This window comes from Acidisoma sp. C75 (genome assembly GCF_054665095.1).
On record NZ_BAAFHD010000009.1, the window covers coordinates 84,429 to 106,325 of the forward strand.

15 protein-coding genes are annotated in these 21,897 nt (G+C 67.5%); 6 read left to right on the top strand and 9 right to left on the bottom strand.

From position 1 onward, the window contains the following. The first annotated feature begins 71 nt into the window (after positions 1-71). Together ACYQ7X_RS13135 and mltA are read left to right on the top strand one after the other, a co-directional pair. On the top strand, positions 72-791 hold the full coding sequence (locus ACYQ7X_RS13135) for a Tim44/TimA family putative adaptor protein (RefSeq protein WP_459697490.1): 720 nt from the start codon (positions 72-74) through the stop codon (positions 789-791). A gap of 8 nt (positions 792-799) precedes the next feature. Then, entirely contained in the window at positions 800-2,050 is a 1,251-nt protein-coding gene (gene mltA / locus ACYQ7X_RS13140) for a murein transglycosylase A (RefSeq protein WP_459697491.1), read from the top strand. On the opposite strand, the gene ACYQ7X_RS13145 is transcribed toward mltA, so the two are convergent. Further along, entirely contained in the window at positions 1,975-3,309 is a 1,335-nt protein-coding gene (locus tag ACYQ7X_RS13145) for an MFS transporter (RefSeq protein ID WP_459697492.1), read from the bottom strand. The genes mltA and ACYQ7X_RS13145 overlap by 76 nt on opposite strands. Positions 3,310-3,515: 206 nt before the next feature. On the opposite strand from ACYQ7X_RS13145, the gene ACYQ7X_RS13150 reads away from it, so the two are divergent. Together ACYQ7X_RS13150 and ACYQ7X_RS13155 are read left to right on the top strand one after the other, a co-directional pair. Continuing rightward, positions 3,516-4,802, top strand: a complete 1,287-nt coding sequence (locus ACYQ7X_RS13150) for an MFS transporter (protein WP_459697493.1) — start codon at positions 3,516-3,518, stop codon at positions 4,800-4,802. Positions 4,803-4,996: 194 nt separating this feature from the next. Next, positions 4,997-5,602, top strand: coding sequence for a hypothetical protein (locus ACYQ7X_RS13155; protein ID WP_459697494.1), 606 nt, complete (start codon positions 4,997-4,999; stop codon positions 5,600-5,602). A gap of 8 nt (positions 5,603-5,610) precedes the next feature. Here the strand turns inward: ACYQ7X_RS13155 and ACYQ7X_RS13160 are convergent, their stop codons facing one another. The 5 genes from ACYQ7X_RS13160 to tyrS form a co-directional block, all read right to left on the bottom strand. Then, a complete protein-coding gene (locus tag ACYQ7X_RS13160; RefSeq protein ID WP_459697495.1) occupies positions 5,611-6,762 on the bottom strand; it encodes an EAL domain-containing protein in 1,152 nt (383 codons plus the stop codon). Between the two features lie 265 nt (positions 6,763-7,027). Next, positions 7,028-7,534 carry a DUF2165 family protein gene (locus tag ACYQ7X_RS13165; RefSeq protein WP_459697496.1) on the bottom strand — a complete coding sequence of 169 codons (507 nt, stop codon included), beginning with the start codon at positions 7,532-7,534 and terminating at the stop codon, positions 7,028-7,030. Between the two features lie 98 nt (positions 7,535-7,632). Continuing rightward, positions 7,633-10,839 carry an error-prone DNA polymerase gene (locus tag ACYQ7X_RS13170; RefSeq protein WP_459697497.1) on the bottom strand — a complete coding sequence of 1,069 codons (3,207 nt, stop codon included), beginning with the start codon at positions 10,837-10,839 and terminating at the stop codon, positions 7,633-7,635. Positions 10,840-10,910: 71 nt separating this feature from the next. Beyond that, the gene (locus ACYQ7X_RS13175) at positions 10,911-11,225 is read right to left on the bottom strand and encodes a hypothetical protein (protein WP_459697498.1); all 315 of its coding nucleotides are present in this window, start codon (positions 11,223-11,225) and stop codon (positions 10,911-10,913) included. A gap of 3 nt (positions 11,226-11,228) precedes the next feature. Continuing rightward, a complete protein-coding gene (gene tyrS / locus ACYQ7X_RS13180; RefSeq protein ID WP_459697499.1) occupies positions 11,229-12,476 on the bottom strand; it encodes a tyrosine--tRNA ligase in 1,248 nt (415 codons plus the stop codon). A gap of 66 nt (positions 12,477-12,542) precedes the next feature. On the opposite strand from tyrS, the gene ACYQ7X_RS13185 reads away from it, so the two are divergent. Beyond that, positions 12,543-13,601 carry an anhydro-N-acetylmuramic acid kinase gene (locus tag ACYQ7X_RS13185; protein ID WP_459697500.1) on the top strand — a complete coding sequence of 353 codons (1,059 nt, stop codon included), beginning with the start codon at positions 12,543-12,545 and terminating at the stop codon, positions 13,599-13,601. A 187-nt stretch (positions 13,602-13,788) separates the two neighbouring features. Further along, on the top strand, positions 13,789-14,256 hold the full coding sequence (locus tag ACYQ7X_RS13190; protein ID WP_459697501.1) for a hypothetical protein: 468 nt from the start codon (positions 13,789-13,791) through the stop codon (positions 14,254-14,256). 112 nt (positions 14,257-14,368) lie between these two features. Here ACYQ7X_RS13190 and ACYQ7X_RS13195 read toward each other — a convergent pair whose 3' ends face one another. The 3 genes from ACYQ7X_RS13195 to ACYQ7X_RS13205 all read right to left on the bottom strand — a co-directional run bounded on the left by ACYQ7X_RS13195 (position 14,369) and on the right by ACYQ7X_RS13205 (position 21,603). After that, positions 14,369-15,661, bottom strand: a complete 1,293-nt coding sequence (locus ACYQ7X_RS13195) for a DUF2169 family type VI secretion system accessory protein (protein ID WP_459697502.1) — start codon at positions 15,659-15,661, stop codon at positions 14,369-14,371. An 88-nt stretch (positions 15,662-15,749) separates the two neighbouring features. Beyond that, positions 15,750-18,668: a type VI secretion system Vgr family protein gene (locus ACYQ7X_RS13200; RefSeq protein ID WP_459697503.1), complete on the bottom strand. Its 2,919-nt coding sequence runs from the start codon at positions 18,666-18,668 to the stop codon at positions 15,750-15,752. A gap of 97 nt (positions 18,669-18,765) precedes the next feature. Next, positions 18,766-21,603 carry a type VI secretion system Vgr family protein gene (locus tag ACYQ7X_RS13205; RefSeq protein WP_459697504.1) on the bottom strand — a complete coding sequence of 946 codons (2,838 nt, stop codon included), beginning with the start codon at positions 21,601-21,603 and terminating at the stop codon, positions 18,766-18,768. Positions 21,604-21,897: the final 294 nt, after the last annotated feature.

Sequence of the window (21,897 nt, forward strand, 5' to 3'; positions counted from 1 at the left end):
GCGAGGCGCCTTATGTCTCGCGCCATTGGCATGGGCGGCCGCCACTGGGTGCCGCCGCAGGAATGGGTTTCATGAACTTTCCCGGCGGGTTTCCTGTCGATCTCGTGCTCTTCGGCCTCATCGCGGCCTTCCTCGTCCTGCGGCTGCGCAGCATCCTCGGCCGCCGCACCGGCTTCGAAGGCCGGCCGCCGCAAACTCCGCCTCTCGGCACCCCGCGCCAGGCGGGCCGGCCCTTCCGCGGCCCGCAGGAGCAGGCGGGCGTCCGCCGCGGCGGACCAGTGATCGACGGCCGGGCCGAGCCGGTGCAGCCCCGCCCGGCCCGCCCGCTGCCCGATCCTGCCTCCCCGCTCGGCGAACAGCTGCGCCGGCTGCGCGGCCAGGACCCGGGCTTCGATGCCGCCCGCTTCCTCGAAGCGGCGGAGAATACCTTCCGCTCGATCGTTACCGCCTTTGCCAGCGGAGACCGCGTCGCGCTGCGCGCATTGCTGACGGATGAGACCTATCGCGGCTTCGAAACCGCGATCGCGGCACGAGAGGCGGCGGGGGAAACCCAGCGCAGCGAGATCCGCGAGATCACCACAGCCGCGATCATTGGCGTCGAGCTGCAGGGCAGCATCGCCGAGGTGACACTCCGTTTCGTCTCGGACCAGGTGAACACCACGCTCGACAAGGACGGCAAGCCGGTCGGCGGGACGGAGGGCATCACCGAGATGATCGACCTCTGGACCTTCGAGCGGGATCTCGCGATCCGCGACCAGACCTGGCGCCTCGCCGCCGCCCGCAGCGCCTGAGCCGCGCCTTGGCAGGACGGAAACGCGGGCGAGGCAGCCTGCTCGCCGGGGCGAGCATGCTCGCAGCCCTGGCGCTGGGCGGATGTGCCGTGCCGGGCGCGGAGAGCACCGCCCCCGCCGGTTGGACACCGACGGCCTTCAGCCAGCTTCCAGGCTGGACCGCCGGCCAGGCGGCGCCGGCCTTGACCGCCTTCGTCGCGAGCTGCCGGCGCATCCAGTTCTTCCCGCCCGATGAGGCGCTGGGCGGCACCGGCATAGCGGCCGCGCTCGGCGGCAAGGCGGCGCTCTGGGGCCCGGCCTGCGCTGCCGCCAAAAGCGTGCCGCCGGACGATCCGGCCGCCGCGGCGCGCTTCTTCGAGAGCTATTTCCAGCCCTATCTGGTGTCTCAGGCGGGCAGCAGCACCGCCCGGATCACCGGCTATTACGAACCCGAGGTCGCCGGCTCCACCCTTCCCGGCGGCCGCTACACCACCCCCATTCTCAGCCTGCCGCCCGATCTCGTCACCTTCAACCTCGGCGCCTTCGATCCGGCGAAGAAGGGGGATATGGCGATCGGCCGTCTCGATGGCCGCCATATCGTGCCCTATTACGACCGCTTCCAGATCGAGAATGGCGCGCTCGACACCCAGGCCCTGGCGATCGCCTGGACCGCCGATCCGGTGGACGCATATTTCCTGCAGATCGAAGGCTCGGGCCTCATCGACCTGCCGGATGGCAGCCGCATGCGGGTGACCTATGCCGGCAAGAACGGCCGGCCCTATGTGCCGATCGGGCGGGTGATGGTGCAGCAGGGCCTGCTGCCGCCGAATGGGGTGACCGAGCAGAGCATCCGCGCCTGGCTGGAAGCGCATCCCGACCGGGCCCGCGCCATCATGGATGCCAATCCCTCCTACGTTTTCTTCAAGACCGACCCTTCCGCCCCGGCCAGCGGCGGGCCCCCGGGCGCGCTCGGCGTGCCGCTGACGGCGGGGCATTCCATCGCGGTCGATCGGCGCTACCTGCCGCTCGGCGCGCCGGTCTGGCTGGTGACGACCGATCCGCTGACCCATGCGCCGCTGGATCGGCTGGTGGTGGCGCAGGATATCGGCTCGGCGATCACCGGGCCGCTGCGGGCGGATGTCTTCTTCGGCAATGGCAATGAGGCCGCGGCCCGCGCCGGGGCGATGGATGCCGCCGGCCGGCTCTATGTGCTGCTGCCGCGCCCGGCTGCCGCATCTTCGGCGCCCGTGCTGGCACCCCCTTCGCTGCCGACGAGCTGAGGCGCCGTATCCGCTGCATCCGGCCCGTCCGGCGCTGAAGCCTCCGGCGCCGGACCTTCGGGGATGAGCAGTTGCGGCGGCGCCGCGCGGGCCGGCACGAAGGCGCTCTCGCTCACGACGCCGGGGCGCCGGCGCATGCGGAAGAGCGTGAAGCCGGAGAGGGCGAGCAGGCAGAGGGCGAGGAAGAAGAACAGCCCGTTCGGCCCGAGCCGCGCCATGACGAGCCCCGCCGCGATCGGCCCGATGCTCGCCCCCACCGCCCAGGCGAAGAGCAGGCCGCCGCTGGAGGCGACGTAATCGGCGCGCTCCACCCGGTCGTTCGTCTGCCCCGCGCCGAGGCCGTAGAGCGGCGCGGTGACGCCGGAGAGCACGCAGCCGAGCAGGATGAGCACCCAGAAGGCGGCGCCGCGGCCGATCAGCGGGAAGAGCAGCGAGACGATGACGGCGAGCCCGAGCGCCGCGACCGTGATCGGCCGCCGCCCGTACCGGTCTGCCGCCATGCCGACCGGATATTGCACCACGAGGGCGGCGGCGAGGGCGGCGGACAGGAAGGTCGGGATCTGTTCGGGGGCGAAGCCGTGCCGCTCCAGGTAGAGCGGGGCGAGGGTATAGAAGGAGCTGTTGACGAGGCCGGAGGCGAGCACGCAGGTGGTGCCCATCGGCGAGATGTTGAACAGCCGCCAGAGGCCGAAGCGCCGCCGCTCGCCCAAAGGCGGGCTCTGCGTCGGTGTCAGCGCCATCGGCAGCAGGGCGGTGGCGAAAGCGATCCCGGTGATGATGAGCGCCCGATCGGCCGTCTTCATCAGCGCATAGGCGAGCGGGCCGAGCGCCGCCCCACCCCAGGAGACGAGAAGATAGGCGCCGAAGACCCGCCCACGGGAGGTATTGTCCGCCTTGTCGTTCAGCCAGCTTTCGGCGACCAGGAACATGCCCGAGAGCATCCAGCCCATCAGCAGGCGCAGCGCTGCCCAGACCAGGGGATCATGCGCCAGCAACATGGCCAGGGCGCAATCCGCCGCCACAGTGAGAAAGACGCCGAAAGCGCGGATATGGCCGACGGCGCGCACCAGCCGCGCGCAGGTCAGCGTGCCGAGCAGGAAGCCGAGGAAATAGCCGGAGCCGACGAGGCCGATCGCCCTGGCCGAGAGGCCGCGCGCCGCGAGATCGAGCGGGATGAGCGTCGTCAGCATGCCGAGCGCGACCTCGGCGATGAGCACGCCGATCAGCACAGGCAGGATGGAGAAAAAGCGGTTGGACAAAGGCCTCTCCTGCGGCGCCGGATACCTGATCGCTTATCGCATGCGGATCTTGTCCGCCATGCGGCGGAGGCCCCGGCCGAGCCTTCGCATTGCGGCGGAGCCTCCATGCGCTAGGCGCATAGCGCGCGGCGCGAAGCCGGGCAGGGTTGACGCGCCGGGCGCCGCGCCCCTTCGATAGCGGTGGAACGCGCGAGGAGAGGCCAGGCGTGACGGGTAAAAGAGCGGCCGGGCTTTCCCGCGCGCAATGGCGGATGATCCTGCTCGCGAGCTTCGGCGGCGCGCTGGAATTCTACGATTTCGTGGTCTTCGGCGTCTTCGCGCCCGCCATCGCCCGCGCCTTCTTCCCCGCCGGCAATCCCCTCCTCTCCCAGATCCTCGCTTTCGCCGGCTTTGCCCTCGGCTTCCTGGCGCGGCCGGTGGGCGGCATCGTGCTCGCCCATTTCGGAGACCGCATCGGCCGGCGGCGGGTCTTCATCGGCTCGGTCCTCGCGGTTTCGCTGGCGACCGCCGGCATGGGGCTGGTGCCGGGCTATGCGACGCTCGGCCTCGCCGCGCCCCTCATCCTGCTCGCGCTGCGGCTGGTGCAGGGCTTCTGCCTCGGCGGTGAACTGCCCGGGGCGATGACCTATGTGGTGGAAACCTTGCCCGGGCGGGCGAGCTTCGTCTGCGGCGTGGTCTTTGCCTGCGTCAGTTCCGGCGTGCTGCTGGCGACGCTCGTGAACCTCGCCGTGCAACTTATTCTGCCCGCGCCGCTGCTCGGCGGCTATGGCTGGCGCATCGGCTTCCTGCTCGGCGGCGCGCTCGGCCTGCTCGGCTTTCGCCTGCGCCGGGCGCTGGAGGAGACGCCGGCCTTCACCGCCTTGCGGGCGCATGTGGTGCGCCTGCCCTTCGGCGAGGTGCTGCGCGCCCATCCTGGCGCGACGCTTGCCGGCATTCTGACGACCGCCGCCACCGCCTGCTTCAACGGCCTCTTCTTCGTCCACATGCCGGCCTATCTCGGCCGCGTCCTGCACGAGCCGCCGCTCGCCGTCGCCATTGCGCAAAATCTCGGCATCGGCACGCTCGCCCTCGGGCTGCTCGCGGTCGCCTGGCTGGGCGACCGGCTGTCGCGCCGCCGGCTGCTCGCGCTCGGCGTGCTGGTGCTGCTGCTCGGCGCCTGGCCCTGGTATGCCGCCGCCGCCCGCCACGCCCTGCCGCTGATACCGCTGCTGATGCTGGCCGGCCTCGGCGCTGCCCTCGCCAACGGCATCTTCGGGGTGGTGGTGGCCGATCTCTTCCCGACGCGGGTGCGCTTCACCGGCATCGCGCTCGCCTACAATGTGAGCTTCACCGCCTTCAGCGGCACCGCGCCGCTGCTGGCGACGGCGGCGATCGCCGCTACCGGCTTGGCCGCCGCGCCGGCGCTGGTGATGGCCGCTTGCGCGGCGCTCGCGCTTATGGGCGTCGCCCTGCTCGGGCGCTATCCGCGGCAGATCGGCCGCCCGCCCGGCTGACCCCCGCCCGGGCGGGCGCCGGTTCGCCCTCGCGCCCGGTCTTGACCCAGATCATGGCGGGCGGCGCATGCTTCTTCCTATTGAAGCGCGCGGGGGATGCGGTGCCTGGGCGCGACCGCTCCCGGGCCGGCATCGGCGCGGCCGGGTTTGCGGCAATCTTGTTTCGATAACACAACAATCTGACGGAGGATGCTATGCGGCAGACGGTAGGATTGGCGGTGCCGACCACGGCGAGCGAACCGGGCGGCCTCGACCTCACCCCCACGGCCGGACGGCCGGCCTATGCGCAGGAGGATTGGCGCCGCCAGGGCTTCGTACTCCTCCGCCTGGTCTTCGGCATCGTCTGGGCGATCGACGCGCAGTTCAAATGGCGCCCGGCCTTCCAATCGGGCTTCGTGAGCTACCTCACCGGCGCGCTCGATGGGCAGCCCCCGGCCGTCAAGGCCTGGATCGACTTCTGGGTGAAGATCATCCAGATCAATCCGCATGTCTTCGGCATCATCGTCGCGATGAGCGAGACGGCGCTCGCGCTCGCGCTCATCCTGGGGCTGCTCGGCAATCTTGCCTGCCTCGGCGGCGTGCTTCTCACCCTTGTCATATGGTCCGTGCCGGAAGGATTTGGCGGACCGTACAAGGCGGGTGCCACCGATATCGGCACCGCGATCATCTATGCCTTCGTCTTTGTCGCGCTCTTTCTTGCTCAGCCGGGCCTGACCTTCGGGATCGACCGCTGGCTGACGCCGCGGCTCGGCCGCTGGGGTTGGCTTGCCTCCGGCCCGCTCAGCCGGCGGCCCGGCTGACGGGCGCATCATGATTTGAGCTTGATATCCATCGCCAGGATGAAGAAGCCGAGAACCTCGCCGATCTCATCCCGTACGCCGATGAGCGTGACGGTATCGACCTGCCCATTCGGCCAGTTGAACTCGTAGGGAGGATAGGGCAGGCCGCGCTCCCGAAAGCTGCGAAGCCAGGGGAGGCGGCCGCGCTCCTCGGGGAACACGTCGTAAAAAGGGCGCCCGAGGATATCCTGGAGTTCGCAGCCGAGGTGCGCGGCGAAGGTTTCACTCGCATCCACGATGACATCGTGTTTATCCACGAAGCAGACCGAAATCTCGGGTGTGCGATAAAGCGCTGAGAGCTGATAGGCCCGCTGTTCGAGGGACATGCGCTCCGGCCGAATGGGCGTGCGGATGGGCAACTGCCGGGCAAGCATCTCCGGCACCCTTTCGGCCGGAAGCGGCTTGCCGAAGAGATATCCTTGCGCGACGGGGCAGCCGATCAGGCGCAGCAGATCGGCTTGTTCCTCGGTCTCGACACCTTCGGCGACGACCGTGAGATCGAGGCTGCGTCCGAGACCGACCAGGGCCAAGACGATCTTGCGGCTTTCCTTTTCCCGCAGCATCGATTGCACGAAGCTCTTATCGATCTTGATCGTCTCGAAGGGCAGGCTGCGCAGCCAGGTCATGCAGGAATAGCCGGTACCGAAATCGTCCATCGAGACGGTGCAGCCGAGGCCGATCAGCCTGTGCATCGTGCTACGCACCCGTTCGAGATCTTCGACGATCGCCGTCTCGGTCATCTCGATCTTGAGGCGATGCGTGTCAAAGGCGGCGGCGGCGGCGGCATCCTCGATCCAGAGCGGCAGATCCAGGTTGAGCAACTGGCGGGGCGAAACATTGAGCGTGAGGAAGAGGTCGCTGGGCCAGGCGACCGCCGCGCGGAAGGCCTGATCCATGAAATCCTTCAGGAAGGTATCGAGCAAGGCGCCACGCTCGGCCCGGCGGATGAAGCTTGCGGGGCCGATGATGCGGTTGTCTTGCGTCAGCCAGCGGGCCAGGCTTTCGAAGCCGATGATCCGCCCATCGGCGAGGCAGACGATCGGCTGAAAATAGGGTTTGACGCGCCGTGCGGCGAGGGCATTCGTAAATTCTGAGTTAAATTGCGGCTGAAAAACCGACATGTAAGAAATTCCTAAACAAAGCACCCCGTCTTTAGTGATGGTGGGAAGGCGTCCTTCTGCTTACGACGCAATCGCAGGCGATGTAAGGAGATCTGATAGAAAACAAAATCCATCGCATCCTTCAGGAAGGAAGAAGGTCGCGCATCATTTTGAATTTCAGGCAATTCCGCGTTTTTCAATTTTTTTGACTTGCCGATTAGATTCTTCTAGCAAAACAAAATGGCGTTTCCGTCAAGAATTCCGGGATGCGCCGCGGCTGTCGCCCTCAGGCCGCATCCTCGGGCAGCAGCAGCACCGCCAGCACCACGCCGATCAGCACGGAGAAGGCGAGCGCGGTCGGCTGGGCGTTCCAGCTGCCGGATTGCCACATCGCGAACCATTCGGCGGCGATGGTGACGAAGCCGACGAGGTAGAGCAGCAGCCCGAGCGTGAGGCCGGCGGCGGCGATCGCCCGATCCGGGCGGGCCGCCCGGATCGTCCGCAGCATCTGAAGGGCGCCGATCCATAGAAGCGCGGCGATCACGCATTCACTGGCGATGATAAGGCAATAGACCGCCGTCTGGATGGCGGGATCGGCGATCACCCGCGCAGGCAGCTTCGATTGCGGGAAGATCGTGTCCATCGCCATGACATGGCGGACGAACTGCCGGTTGGTTTCGTAATCGGTAATATTGCCCAAGGCGATGACGGTGAAGAACAGCGCCATCGCGGCGACGAGCGCGATACGGCAGGCACGCAACAGCAGCGGAGGGCGGGTCACGCGGTCAGGCATCGCGATCGCTGCTGGAACGCTCGGCGAGAGCGAACGAAGGCGGCGGGGCAAGGCCTTCCTCCGCTCCACCGGCGCCGGCTCTGCCCCCGGGTGGGAGCCTAGCGGAAATCCCGCGTCGGCACGCGGAGCCCCGGGATACGCTCGCTCGCTTCGCGCGGATCGGGCGGGCCGCCGCCCTTGACTTCATCGGCATGGGCGAGGGTTTCGGGCATCGGCGCCTCGGCGCGGCTGAGGTCATCGAGCAGCGATGAGAGATCGCGCAGCCGCTCGGCCACCAGATGGATGACGCTGCCTTCCTTCTGCAACCGGCCGGTGACGGCGAGAAGCCGCGCGCCCAGGATGATCGGCCGATGCACCTCGTAGATATCGGGCCAGACGATGATATTGGCGAAGCTCGTCTCATCCTCGACTGTGATGAAGAGCACGCCCTTGGCCGAGCCGGGCCGTTGCCGGACGAGCACGAGGCCGGCGACCGAAAGGCGCGTGCCGTCCCGGATGGTGGGAAGCGCGCTGCACGGTGTGAGGCGTTCGTCCGCGAGCTTCTGCCGCAAGAAGGCCAGCGGATGGGCGCGCAGGCTGAGGCTCGTTGCGCGGTAATCCTCCACCACCTCGGCCGGCGGGGCGAGCGGGCGAAGGTTCACGGCCGGTTCGCCCACGCCCGGCCCGCGGGAAGCGAAGAGCGGCAGGCTGCTATCGGCCAGGCCCCGGATCGCCCAGAGGGCCGCGCGCCGCGCAAGGCCCAAGGGCTGGAAGGCATCGGCCTCAGCAAGCTTTTCGAGCGCGCCGCGGCCAAGCCCGCTGCGTTCCGCGAGATCGGCGAGCGAGGCGAAGGGGCCAGCGTCCCGCGCGGCGAGCAGGGCGGCCGCATCTTCAGCGCCCAGGCCCTTCACCATGCGGAATCCGAGGCGGAGCGCATGGCCGCCCGCCGCGCATGGTTCCAGCGTGCAATCCCAGTCCGAGTGACAGACGGAGACGGGCCGCACCTCCACGCCATGCGCCCGCGCATCCCGCACGATCTGCGCTGGCGCGTAGAAGCCCATCGGCTGGCTATTGAGCAGGGCGGCGGCAAAAGCATCCGGGTGATGACACTTCACCCAGGCGCTGGCATAGGCGATGAGCGCGAAGCTCGCCGCATGGCTTTCGGGGAAGCCGTAGGAGCCGAAGCCCTCGATCTGCCGGAAGGTGTTTTCCGCAAACTCCCGGCGGTAGCCGCGCGCCACCATGCCCTCGATGAGCTGGTCACGAAACTTCGAGACGCCGCCTGTCATCTTGAAGGTCGCCATGGAACGGCGGAGCTGATCGGCCTCCCCCGGCGTGAAGCCCGCGCATTGGATGGCGACCTGCATCGCCTGCTCCTGAAAGAGCGGCACGCCGAGCGTTTTGCCGAGCACGCGGCGAAGCTCGGGCGAGGGGTAGGAAACCGGCTCCCGCCCCTCGCGCCTGCGCAGATAGGGATGCACCATATCCCCCTGGATCGGGCCGGGCCGCACGATCGCGACCTGAATGACGAGATCGTAGAAGGTGCGGGGCTTCAGCCGCGGCAGCATGGACATCTGCGCCCGGCTTTCGATCTGGAAGGTGCCGAGCGTATCGGCTTGCGCGATCATCGCATATGTTGCGCGGTCTTCCTGTGGAATGGTGGCGAGGTCACGCAACTCGCCCTTGTGCTTCGCCAGCAGATCGAAGGCGCGGTGCAGGCAGCCGAGCATGCCAAGCCCCAACACATCGACCTTCATGAAGCGCAGCAGGTCGATATCCTCCTTGTCCCATTCGATGATCTGTCGATCCTGCATGGCGGCGGGCGCGATCGGCACGAGATCGTCCAGCCGATCCTCCGTCAGCACAAAGCCGCCGGGATGGGTGCCCATCTGGCGGGGAAAGCCGGTAAGCTCGCCCGCGAGTGCGAGAGTGAGCCTTAGCCGGCGATCGTGAGGATCGAGGTTGAGGGCGGCGAGATGTTCCTCGGTCAGCGCGTCCTCCGACCAGCCCCAGACCTGGCGGCCGAGGGCTGCGGTGATATCCTCGGTCAAGCCCAGAGCCTTGCCGACGTCGCGCACCGCGCCCCGCGTGCGGTAGCGCATGATGGTGGCGCAGAGCGCCGCGCGATCCCGCCCGTAATGCGCGTAGATCCATTGGATGACGGTCTCGCGCCGGTCATGCTCGAAATCGACGTCGATATCCGGAGGCTCGCGCCGTTCGGCGGAGATGAAGCGCTCGAAGAGCAGCCCCGACCGCACGGGATCGACCGCGGTGATGCCGAGGACGTAGCAGACGGCGGAATTGGCGGCCGAGCCGCGGCCCTGGCAGAGGATGCCGCGGCTGCGCGCGAAGCGGATGATGCTGTGGACGGTGAGGAAATAGGGCGCGTAGTCGAGTTGCCCGATCAGCGCCAGTTCATGCGTGATCTGGCGGCGAAGTTCGGGCGTCGTCCCCTCGGGGTAGCGCATCGGCAGATGCTCGGCGACCAGCCGGGCGAGCTTCTCCTGCGCGGTTTCGCCCGGCTCCGTTTCGCTCGGATACTGGTAGCGGATGGCGCCGATATCGAAGCCGGCGGCGGCAGCCAGCCGCGCGGTATTGGCGATCGCCTCCGGATAGGCGGCGAGGCGCCGGGCCATCTCCGCGGGCGGCCGCAGGTGCCGGTCCGCATGGGCTTCCCGCCGCATGCCGAGGTCGGCGACCGTCGTATGATGGCGGATCGCCGCCAGCACATCCTGGAGCATCCGCCGCTCCGGCCGGTGGTAGAGCACGTCACCCGTCGCGATCAGCGGCAGGCCGGCCGCGCGCCCGGCCTCGGCCAGGCGATGCAGCCGCACGGCATCGCCCGGCAGGCGCCGCGGCGTGAGCGCCAGATAGGCGCGGTTGCCGAAGAGAGTGCGCAGCTCTGCGAGATGGTGGCTGAGCTGCCGATCATCGGCCTCGGCGAGGGAGATGGCGAGAAGACCCTCAGCCAGCGGGGGCAGATCCGCCCAGAGGAGATGGCAGGTGCCGGCGCGCTTGGTCTCCCTGAAGCCACGTGCCTTGCCGATGGAAATGAGGCGGCAAAGGGCGGACCAGCCGGCGCGATCCTGCGGATAGAGCAGCAGATCGGGCGCATCCTGGAAGGTGACGTGGCAGCCAGGGATGAGGCGTAAGCCCGCCTCTCGCGCCGCGTTCCAGGCGCGCACGAGGCCGGCGACGCTGTTGCGGTCCGCGAGCCCAAGTGCGGTGTAGCCGAGCGCCCGGGCGGTGCCGACGAGTTCCTCCACATGGCTCGCGCCCCGCAGGAAGGAATAGTTGGAGGTGACCCGAAGCTCCACATAAGACATGGGCCCAGGCCTAGCATGTTCCTATTTTGTTCGCATCCTCCGCCGGCCGCCGCTGCGCTTATGTGAAGGGGTCATTTGAACTTGGCGAAAATCTGCGCGTCCCTATTGGCCTGCATGAGCATCGAGAAGCTCGGGATGCTCTCGAAGCCCAGGCCATGCGGCGGCCCGTCCTCGCTATCGGGGGTGATCGCGGCATAACCCGCGCCGCCGATCTTCTCCCACTTGTTGCCGGCGGGCTTCTTCACTTCGAGGTTGGCGACCGTCGCCTTCAGCACCAGCCGCACGATCGCCTCCTTATGCGCCGGCGGCTTGGTGAGGCTCGGGTGGCCGCCCATCATCTGCCAGCCATGGGCGAGCGCCCAGGCGGTGATCTCCTCTTGCGTCATCTCTCAACCTTCCATGCGGACGAGCTTGTGCTGCTTGCGGCCGACCGAGAGTTTCAGCGCGCCGTCTCGCAGATCGGCGGTGGTGACGATCTGGCCTTCCTCGGTGAAGGCGAGATCGTTCAGCCGCGCGCCGCCGCCGCGGATGAGGCGCCGCGCCTCGCCGTTCGATCCCGCCATCCCGGCCGCGACCAGCAGAGCGAAAGCGGGGATGCCTTCTGCCAGGCTCGCGGCAGGCAAGGTGACGGTGGGCAAGGTCTCGGCTGCTTCGCCCTCTTCGAAGGCGCGGCGCGCGGTCTCGGCCGCGGCTTCCGCCGCCTGCCGGCCATGGCAAAGCGCGGTCGCCTCCGTCGCCAGGATCTTCTTGGCCTCGTTGATCTCGGCGCCGCCGAGCGCTTCGAGGCGCGCGATTTCATCGAGCGGCAGATCGGTGAAGAGCTTGAGGAAGCGGCCGACATCGGCATCCTCGGTATTCCGCCAGAACTGCCAGTAGTCGAAAGGCGAGAGCCGATCGGCCGAGAGCCAGACCGCGCCCTTCGCCGTCTTGCCCATCTTGGCGCCGGAGGCGGTGGTGAGCAGCGGCGTCGTCAGGCCATAGACGGTCTTGCCGTCGGTGCGGCGGACGAGATCGACGCCCGAGACGATGTTGCCCCATTGGTCCGACCCGCCCATCTGCAGGGTGACGCCATAGCGGCGGTTGAGCTCACGGAAATCGTAGCTCTGCAAAATGGAATAGTTGAATTCGAGGAAGGTGAGGCCCTGCTCGCGCTCCAGCCGGGATTTCACGCTGTCGAAGGAGAGCATGCGGTTGATGCTGAAATGCGGCCCCACTTCGCGGAGCAGTTCGATATAGCCGAGACGGTCGAGCCAATCGGCATTGTTCGCCATCACCGCATCCGCCGGGCCATCGCCGAAGCGCAGGAAGGGCTCGATATTGCGGCGGATGCCGGCGATGTTTGCGGCAATCGTCTCATCCGTCATGAGCTGGCGGGCTTCCTCGCGGAAGGAGGGATCGCCGATCTTCGAGGTGCCGCCGCCGAGGAGCGCCACCGCCCTGTGGCCGTGCTTCTGCAACAGTCGCAGCATCATGATCTGCACCATGCTGCCGACATGCAGGCTGCTGGCTGTCGGGTCGAAGCCGATATAGCCGCCGACCGCATGGGCCGCGAGCGCCGCATCCAGCGCCTCTTCATCGGTGCATTGGAAGACGAAGCCGCGCGCCTTCGCCTCGGCCAGGAAACCGCTTTTCGCCATCGAGCCTATCCGTGAGTAAACATGCGAGAGTGGTGCCGTGGCTAGCACGGCAGAGGAGCGGGCGGAATGCTGCGTGTGATCGGGCTGATGAGCGGCACCTCGCTCGATGGAGTGGATGCGGCGCTGATCGAGACGGATGGCGAGCGTATCGGGCGCTTCGGCCCGGCGCTGACGCGGCCCTATCCGCAGGCGTTGCGGGCGGAGCTGCGCGCCCTGCTCGACCGTGCGCCGGGCCTGGCGGCCGACGATCCGGCGCTTCTGGAGGCGACGCGGCGGTTGACGGAGGCGCATATCGAGGCGGTGCGGGCTTTAGGGGAGCCTGCCGACCTCATCGGCTTTCATGGCCAGACGATCCTGCATGCGCCGGCGCGCGGGCGGACCTGGCAGATCGGCGATGCCGCCCTGCTGCGGCAAGCGACCGGCATGCCCGTCGCCTATGATTTCCGCTCGGCCGATGTCGCCGCCGGCGGTGAGGGCGCGCCGCTCGCGCCGATCTTCCATGCCGCCCTGGCCGCCGATCTGCCGAAGCCGCTCGCCGTGCTCAATATTGGCGGTGTCGCCAATGTCACCTTCCTGGGGGCCTCCGGCGCGCTGCTCGCCTGCGATACCGGGCCGGGCAACGCACTGCTGGATGACTGGATGATGCGGCAGACGGGCAAGCCCTATGATGAGGGCGGGGCGATGGCTGCCAGCGGCCGGGTGGATGCGGCGCGCCTCGCCGGCTGGATGGCGCAGCCCTATTTCGCGCGCCCGGCACCCAAATCTCTCGACCGGCAGGCCTTCCACGCCGTGCTTTCAAGCATGGCCGGCATGAGTGCCGCGGATGGGGCGGCAACTCTCGCTGCTTTCACCGCCGAAGCGGTGGCCCGCACCCCCCTGCCGGAGGCGCCAGGCCTCTGGCTCGTTACAGGTGGCGGCCGACACAATCAGGTGATCATGCAAGCGCTCGCGGCGCGGCTCGGCGCGCCGGTGCGGCCGGTGGAGACGGTCGGTTGGTCCGGCGATTTCCTTGAGGCGCAATGCTTTGCGCACCTCGCCGTGCGTGTCCGCCGGGGGTTGGCGCTGAGTTTTCCTGGTACTACCGGCGTTCCGCGAGCTATGCCAGGCGGCGCGGTTCTGGCATGATTTATGCGCATACTGCTGTAAGGTCGGTAATTTGCGGGCTATTCAAACGATCAGCGCATAGATCACATGTGCCGCTCTGACGTTCTAATGCACTGCAGCATGGCCTATCTCCCCATTCAACGAAGCGACGGCGTTCGATGCCTCGCTACGGCCAGCCGAGAGGCCGGCCTCATAGATGATGGAGATGATGATGAAGTCGATCCTGATGGCCGCTGTTGCTGCTGTTACCCTGGGCATGACGGGCGCCGCCCTCGCCAGCCAGACCGCCGCGCCCCAGACTGCGAACCCGAACAGCCAGCTGGTGATGCCGGGCCACCACCTCCGCCACCTCGCGGGCAATAACACGGTTCTGCCGAGCCAGCGCCCGACCTACCTCGCGGGCAACAACACGGTTCTGCCGAGCCAGCGCCCGACTTACCTTGCGCGTAACAACAATGTTCTGCCGAGCCAGCGGCCGACCTATCTCGCCGGCAACAACACGGTTCTGCCGAGCCAGCGCCCCGTCTACCTCGCGGGCAACAACACGGTTCTGCCGAGCCAGCGGCCCGTTTATCTCGCCGGCAACAATACGGTTCTGCCGAGCCAGCGCCCGATCTACCTTGCGCGCGGTGGCTACGACGTTTCCCCGCAGCAGCGCCCCTCCTACCTCGCCTAACCCTTTCGGCGAGACTGCCTTTCTTCCTGATCACAAGACTGGACCGGCCTGCGGGCCGGTCTTTTTTTGCGCAGAGCGCGAAGCAGGGCGGAGAGGCGCGGCACTCGTCCTCTCAGCCCTCGATCGTCGGCTGTGAAGCCGCCTTTTGCTGCGCGGCCAGTTTCGCCAGGGCATCGTCCAACAGCGCCTTGATCCTGCGGCCGCTCGTCTCCGCCTGGATGGCCGCTGCGAGATCGGGCGGCAGGGGCAGGGATTGCAGGGTCTCGCGCAGACTATCGGCGAGTTTACGATCCGCCTCCGGGTCGGGCGGCGGCGGCGATGGCAGCGGCGGGATGGCCAAGCGCCGCGGCGCCAGCCGCGCCTTGAACTCGGCCACCAGATCGGCGAGCGGCCGTGGCGCCTCGCTCAGCCGTTCCACGCTCAACAGGCAATGGGTAATGGCCGAGGCATCGGCATCCGGCACGCTCATCACCGCCCGCCAGCCGAGATCCACCGTCATCGCCTGGGTATCGACATGGATGCTGTCGAGCACGGGATGCAGCTCCTCGAACACCGCTTCGGCATCCTGATCGTCCGTCTTGCGCACCAGCATGCGCGGCCGCAGCCCGGGCAGCTCGCTCGCGAAGCGCGGCAGGCTGGGGTGCAGGTTTTCGAAAAAGAGCGTCTCGTTGCCCTTGAGATAGGGGTGAAACTGCTGATCGGGCGGCGCCACGTTATAGAAGCCCCAATCGAAATCCTTGGGCGGCAGCCCGCCCTGCGCCGCCCAGCCTCCCTCATGCCGGCCGCGCAGGCCAAGCCGCGGGTGCGTATGAGGGGAAAGCGGGCCGAAGCCGGCGGGTGGCACGGGCGCATCCCAGCGCAGCTGATGCTCCCCCGTCGGATGGATATTCGCCGCGGGCAACTGGCTGCCAGGCTCCTCCTTGAGCATGCCGTAGCCCTTACCCCAGGGGTTGAAGCGCGAAGCCGGGCCGCCAAAGGCCTTTTCCAGGCGGATCGGCATTTCCGCGAAGGAGGCGGGCTGCGACAGTTCGATCTTGCTGCCGCGCTGCCAGGTGCGGTCGCCCGTCACGTCCAGGGTTTTCCGCCAATCCCCGACGCCGAGGGCGACATGCAGGAGCGAGGCACTGCCGCCGCCCGGCACATGGGCGACGGCATCGACCGTTAGATCCGTGCGCGGCTTGAAGGGGGCGAGATCCCCGCCATAGGCCGGGCTCGCGCCGATCTCATCCGCGTGCAGGGCCGAGTGGCGGAGGCCCGGCTGCTGCTTCTTGGGCAGAAGCGTGCAGACCCCGCCCGGCACCAGCGCCGCCCGCACCACGCAGATGAGGCTGAGCAGATGATCGGCCGCGCGGAATTTCGTGACCCGCGGTGCGAGCGCGAAAGGCTCGGGGATGAATGGTCTCATGATGCGTTTTCCGTCGCTCCCCGGTCGCGGGCAAAGGGTGGAGACATGTCAGGCATCGCGCCTCGGGCGGATTGAGCCCGCCCGGGCCTTAGGCGCCGGCCGCGATCGTGGCCGCGGAGAGGCTGGCGGTGACGAACATGCTTTGTAGAACGTAAAGGCTCTGATCGACGGTCGTTTTGCCGGTGATCTCGACATAGGGCGAATCGATGACCGTTTCGGGGGATTCGAGGCCGATATCATCGGGTGTCACCATGATCCGGGTTGCATCGACATTGATCTCCACCCCGCCCGCATTGAGGCTGAGGGTGTTGGCGCCAGCCGCCAGGAAAATGCCAAGCTCCGTTATCCGCAGGCTCGATGTGCCGGCGGTCAGCGTGATGCCGTTCGCGGAACTGATCGAAAGCGTCGGTTCCTGCAGCACGTCGGGCGGGGTCAGGGTATTGACCGTGCCATCGAAATAGGCCTTCCCGGTTGCCACGCTGGCGGCATAGGCAAGGCCGGCCGCGGTGGCGGAAACGGCCTGCGCCGCCACGCCCAGGACGCTGCTCGGTGTGGTGCCAAGGCTTTCCTGGGCGATGACCGCGCCTTGCCCCATCTCGCCGATGATCCCGCCGGTGTAGCTGGCGACAGTCGCCGCCAGCGCGGTTTCTGCGGCATCGGCCATGATCGGCGTGCCGCTGATCGGCCGGCAGCCGAGGATGATGCTGCCCTCGGTCGCGTAGAAGGAAAAGCTCGAATCGAGGATATTGGTGCCGTCGCTCAGCCCGCCATTACGGCCGATGGCATAGGCGAAGTTGGCCCCGACCGACGCCGTGCCGCCTTGCATGGTGGAGAACTGCCCGCCGAGGCTCACGCTCGCCGCGAAGCCGCCCCAGAGGGTGTAGGAAACGCCGAGGGTGTAGCTCGCCTGCATGGTGTCGCAGAAGGTGATGAGAGGTACGTAGTTCAGATAGCACACATAGGCATCGGTATTGGTGGCGATGGCGACGACCGCGCCCGTGGAGGCAAGCGCCGGGGTCGAGACATCCGTGGGTGTGCTATCGCTGGCGGCCCCACCGGATGAACTGCCGGAAGAGCCGCTCGCATCCTGGCTGGCGGCGGCCTTCCGGCCACCGACCACCGAGGTCGCCGTTCCCGTCACATATTGCCGGAAATCCCCGCCGACCGAGACTGTCTCATGCGCACCGATCGTGCTCGTACGGTTCTGCCCAGTATAAGAGAAGATGCCGGCGTAATCGCGGTTGTTGAGCGTCTTGCCGCGATGGGCCATGTGGCGGGGCGCGAAGACGCTGGTGCCCATGATCTGATCCTCCTGCCCATCCGCCGGCGCCACATCGCCGAGCCGCAGGTAATGCGGTGCGCCGCCGCCGCTCGCTGGCACCATGAGGGAAGAATAGACGCTGTGGCCGCGATCCTCCGGCGCCGCGCGGCTGGAGGCGCGTGCGGGCGCCGCCTGCGCGGAGCTGCTGCCGCCCGTGCTCTCGCTCTCGCTCCCGCCGGAAGAGGAAGACTGGCCCGGCCCGTCATTCATGACGAGCGCGATGCCGCTCGCGGTGCGCATCTTGTTCTCGGTATGGTTGGTCTTGGCGACCGGCCCTACCGTTTCGGCATTGGGTATCGCGCCCAGGATGATCGGGCGATCGGGGTCGCCATCCATCCAGCCGATCATCACCTCGGTCTGTTTCAGCAACGGAAAGTGAAAGCCGACATCGGGCCCGGCATAGGGCTGTACGCGCCGCAGATAGGGCGAGCGCTCATAGACCGGATTGTCGCTGCTGTCGAAATCGAGCGCGACCTTGTAGCGGCCTTGCGCATCGATCGCCGCGCGGTCGGTGTTCGGGCGGCTTTCATCCACCTCCACCACGGCCGGCATGATGCCGCTCATATTCGGCTTCGGCGTGATGCGCGGGCTGCGATAGGGCGCTTTGGCGGGAATGGCTTCGATCCGGTTGTGATAGGCGCCGGTCGGCGCGCTCCGCGCTTCGGTGAAAGCCTGGGCGATGCCCTGCTGGCCTTCATGCCGGATCGCCACCGGCAGGTAGCTCTGGTTGAAACCGCTGCGGAAATGCCCGTCCACCTCGAAGATGGCGCCCGCCGCGGCGAAGGGCGAGGTGGTGGTGAACTCGAACCGGTCTCGCCGCGCGGCAATCTCCTCGGCGCGCAGGCGGGCAAAGAAATCGCCCTCCGCGCTGCTCAGAAAATGCGGGGCGTATTCATCATACTCGCCGAGCGTGCCGTGATGCACCTCGGCCGAGGTGGCGAGCGTGAGACTGGGATGCTCGGCGTTGTAATCCTTGAGCCGGATGGATTTGCTGACGGTTTGCAGCGTGCGGCTGAGCTGTTGCACCTGCGGCGTGCCGAGCGGCACGGCCCCGGCCGAGCCCTGGTAGGGCAGTGCCGCCTCCGCCGCGTTGATCGGCAGGGTGCTCGTCGAATCGCAGAAGACAACGCGCTCGCTTTCCGCAGTCTGCTCGAAATAGTAAAAGAGCCCCCAGTGCTCCACCAGGCGATGGAGAAAATCGCGATCGGTCTCGCCATACTGCACCCACAGCTCGCGCTTCGGGTAGCTCGCCCGATCCATCACCCGGATGGAATAATCGCCTTGCGTGAAGGCAAGGCCGGTCGGGTCCTGCAGCACCGCCTCGATCACCTCGAGCACGGTCATCGGCGCCTTGGTGCCGAAGGTGCGGTTATGCCGCCCGAGTTCGAGCAGCGCGAGCCGGGGGACGAGGCGGAGGTGATAGGCATAGGCGCCGCCATCGGCCTCCGCCCCGGCCGCGATCTGCCGCACGATGCCGTGGATCTGCCGCGTCGTCTCGCCCAGGCTGAGGCTGAGGCTGGCCGGCTGGCCGATCAAATCGTCGAGCGGCAGGTCCGCATCCTCGGAGACGAGATCGATCTCGAAAACATAGGGCTGGGTCAGGCTCTCCCGCCCCTCGAAGCGCGCGACCGTGGGGGCTGGGCCGGAAAGCCCGTTGATCGCGATCGTAAAAACAGGCCGGTCCATGCTGGTTTTCCTTGCCTCACTCGCCCCGCATCATGGCGTAAAAGCTTTACGCTTCTCTGAAAAGAGACAAAACGATGCCGCTTGCAGCGTCTGTGGCTCATAATCCCGCGTTGATATTTGCGCCGGCCACTTCGCCGACCGCCGAGATATCTCCTTCAACCGCGAGATCTCCGGCGACATCCGTATCCCCCGACAGATTGATCGTGTCGGCAACGAGGTTGGCGAACTCCGCTTCGATCTGCACCTCGTTGCCCTCCATCGCCAGCGTCGCCTCGCCCGTGCTGCAGACGATGCCCTCCGCATTGATGATGATGCTGCGCGTGTCGCAGAGGAGTGTGATCTGCGTCTCCGTCACCTGGATCCGGCTTGTTCCGGCGCAGAGGGTGATGCCGTCCGCGGTGATGGAAAGCGTCGGCTCGCCCGGGCCGTTCGGCACGTCCAGCGCGTCGATGCCATCGTCGAAGAAGCTCTTTGTCTGCGCAAGGCAGGCGCCGTAGGCGATGGCACTCGGGCCGGTGGCCGCGCCCTGCGCCACGCTGCCGAGCACCGAGGACTTGGTGTGCGAGAGGCTCTGCTGGGCGATGATGCTGCCTTGCCCGGCCTCGGCCATCAGGCCGCCGGTGAAGGAGAAGCCCATGGCGGTCCGCGCGAGCCCGGCAGCTGCGGCGCGGATGGGCGTGCCGCTGGGCCCGCGATAGCCGAGCACGATGCCGCGCGCCTCGGTCGCGAAAAAGCTGAAGTCGGAATCAAGGAAGTTCGTGCCGTCGCTCATGCCGCCTTTATTGTCCAGCACGTATTCGTAGCTCGTTCCGACCTCGACCATCGGCGCGCATTGGATGCTGAACACCGCGCCGAGATTGACCGCGAGATTGAAGCCGCCGACAAAGGTGTAGGATATGCCGAGGGTGAAATTGGTCTGCGCCGAATCGCAATAGGTGATGTTCGGCACGTAGCTCAGCAGCGCGACATAGGCATCGGTGTTGCAGTTGATGGCGACGACCTTGTGGGCGGAACTGAGGGATGGCGTCCAGTCATCCTCATGGCTCGGCGCGTAGCTGCCGGCGGGCGCGGCTGCGCCATAGGTCGCGACGATATGCGAGCCGCCGATGACCTGGCGAAGATCCCCGCCGGTCGAGAGGGTTTCGTGCCCGGCGGTCGCGCGGGTGTGGTGGCCGCCGGTGAAGGCGAAGATGCCGCCATAGGCGGCGTCGGTCAGCTTGCTGCCGCGATAGGCCATGCGATCGGCGCCGAAGGCGGGATGGGCGATGATCTGGCTCTCAAGCCCGTCCCCCGCCGCGACATCGCCGAGGCGCAGGTAATGCGCGGGCATGCCCTTGGTTGATGGCACGACGAGCGCGGAATAGACGCCGCCGCCGCTTTCCGCCCGCGCCGTCGCCGTGCCGGCCTGCGGGTTCGCACTGCCCGGGCCCTCGGCGAGGCCCGGACCGTCGTTCATCACGAGCGCGATGCCGCTCGCCGTGCGCAGCTTGTTCTCGGTATGGTTGGCGCGACTGACCGGGCCCACGGTTTGCGCATTCGGCACCGCGCCGAGGATCAGCGGCCGGTCGGGGTCGCCATCCAGCCAGCCGATCATCACCTCGGTTTCCTTGAGCAGCGGAAAATGCATGCCGACATCGCGACCGCCATAGGGCTGCATGCGCCGCAAGGCCGGGGAGCGCTGATAGACCGGGTTTTCAGCGGTATCGAAATCGAAGGCGACCTTGTAGCGCCCCTGCGCATCGAGTGCTGCGCGGTTGCTGTTGGCCTGCGGCTCGTCCACCTCGATCATGGCGGGGCTGAGCCCGCTCATCGCCGGGCGCGGCGTGATGCGCGGGCTGCGGAAGGCGGCGGTCGCCGGGATCGCCTCGACATCGTTGTGATAGGCGGGCTCCGCCGCCTGCTCCTCCGGGGCGCTGAAGCCGCCGGCGAGCGGCTGCGCCCCGCTATGGCGGACCGAGACCGGCACATAGCGCTGGTTGAAGGCGCCGCGCGCATGCCCCTCCACCCGCGCGATGTGGCCGGCGGTGACGAAGGGTGATTGCGTGCGCAATAAGTAGCGGTCGCGGAGGCTCGCGAATTCCTCCGCCCGCACGCGAGCGAGGAAATCCCCCTCGGCGGGGTTGCGGACATGCGCGCCGTAATCGTCATACTCGCCGAAGGTTCCCTGGCGCACGGCCGCCGCGCTTGCCAGTTCAAGCTGCGGATGGTCGCCATTGTAATCCCGCAGCCGGACGGATTTCGGGATCGCCTTGAGGCGGCGGCGGATCGTCTGCAGATCCTGGCCATGCGGCGTGCCGTGGCCCTGGCGGTTCTGATAGGCGAGCGCCTGGGGCGGCGTCTGCGCCGGCAGGGTTGTCGTCGAATCGGTGAAGACCAGATGCTCGTGATTCTTGTCCTGCTCGAAGTAATAGAACAGGCCCCAATGTTCGACGAGGCGGTTGAGGAAGGCGGCGTCGCTCTCGCCATATTGCACCCAGAAATCCCGCGGCTGATAGGCGGATCTGTCCTGCAGGCGAAGCGAGTAGTCCGCCGCGCTGAAGCCGAGGCCGGCGGGATCGCGCAGCACCGCGTCGATCACCTCGAACACCGTCATCGGGTTTTTCGAGCCGAAGCTGCGATGGTGCTGGCTGAGGCCGAGGAGTGCCAGGCGCGGCACCAGCCGCAGGACATAGGCGAAGCTGCCGCCATCCGATTCTCCGATCGCCTCGGCCTCTTGCAGGATGCCGTGGATCTTGCGCGCGGTCTTGCCGCGGCCGATGGTCAGGCTCGCACGCCGGCCGATCGCCTCTTCGAGCGGCAGCGCATGCTCCGTGCCGACCGCATCGATTTCGAAGTGATAAGGCCGGCTCAGGCATTCATGGCCTTCGAACCGCACGACGCGCAACTGGCCGGGGGCGATGCCGTCCACCTCCACCGCGAAAAACGCCTTGTCCATCGAGCTTCTCCCAAAGCCGGCCGATGCCGGCCCGACGGCGACTGCGGATCATTATGCGCGCGCAATGGCGCCGCCGCCATGGGGGAAGATGAACCGGCACCGGACCGCTGCGTGATGTTTTGTTCACGCGCCGCATGCCTCCGCATCCGTCGGCCGAAGGAGGTCTAACACGCTACCCTCGGCGAAGGAGGAGAGCGGGCCAGGAGAGTTACGCCTTTTGGCGCGGTAGCGGCGAGGATCCCGCTATCGAGGAACGGGCGCCGAAAGACGGGTGCCGCTGGGCGTCGCGCAAAG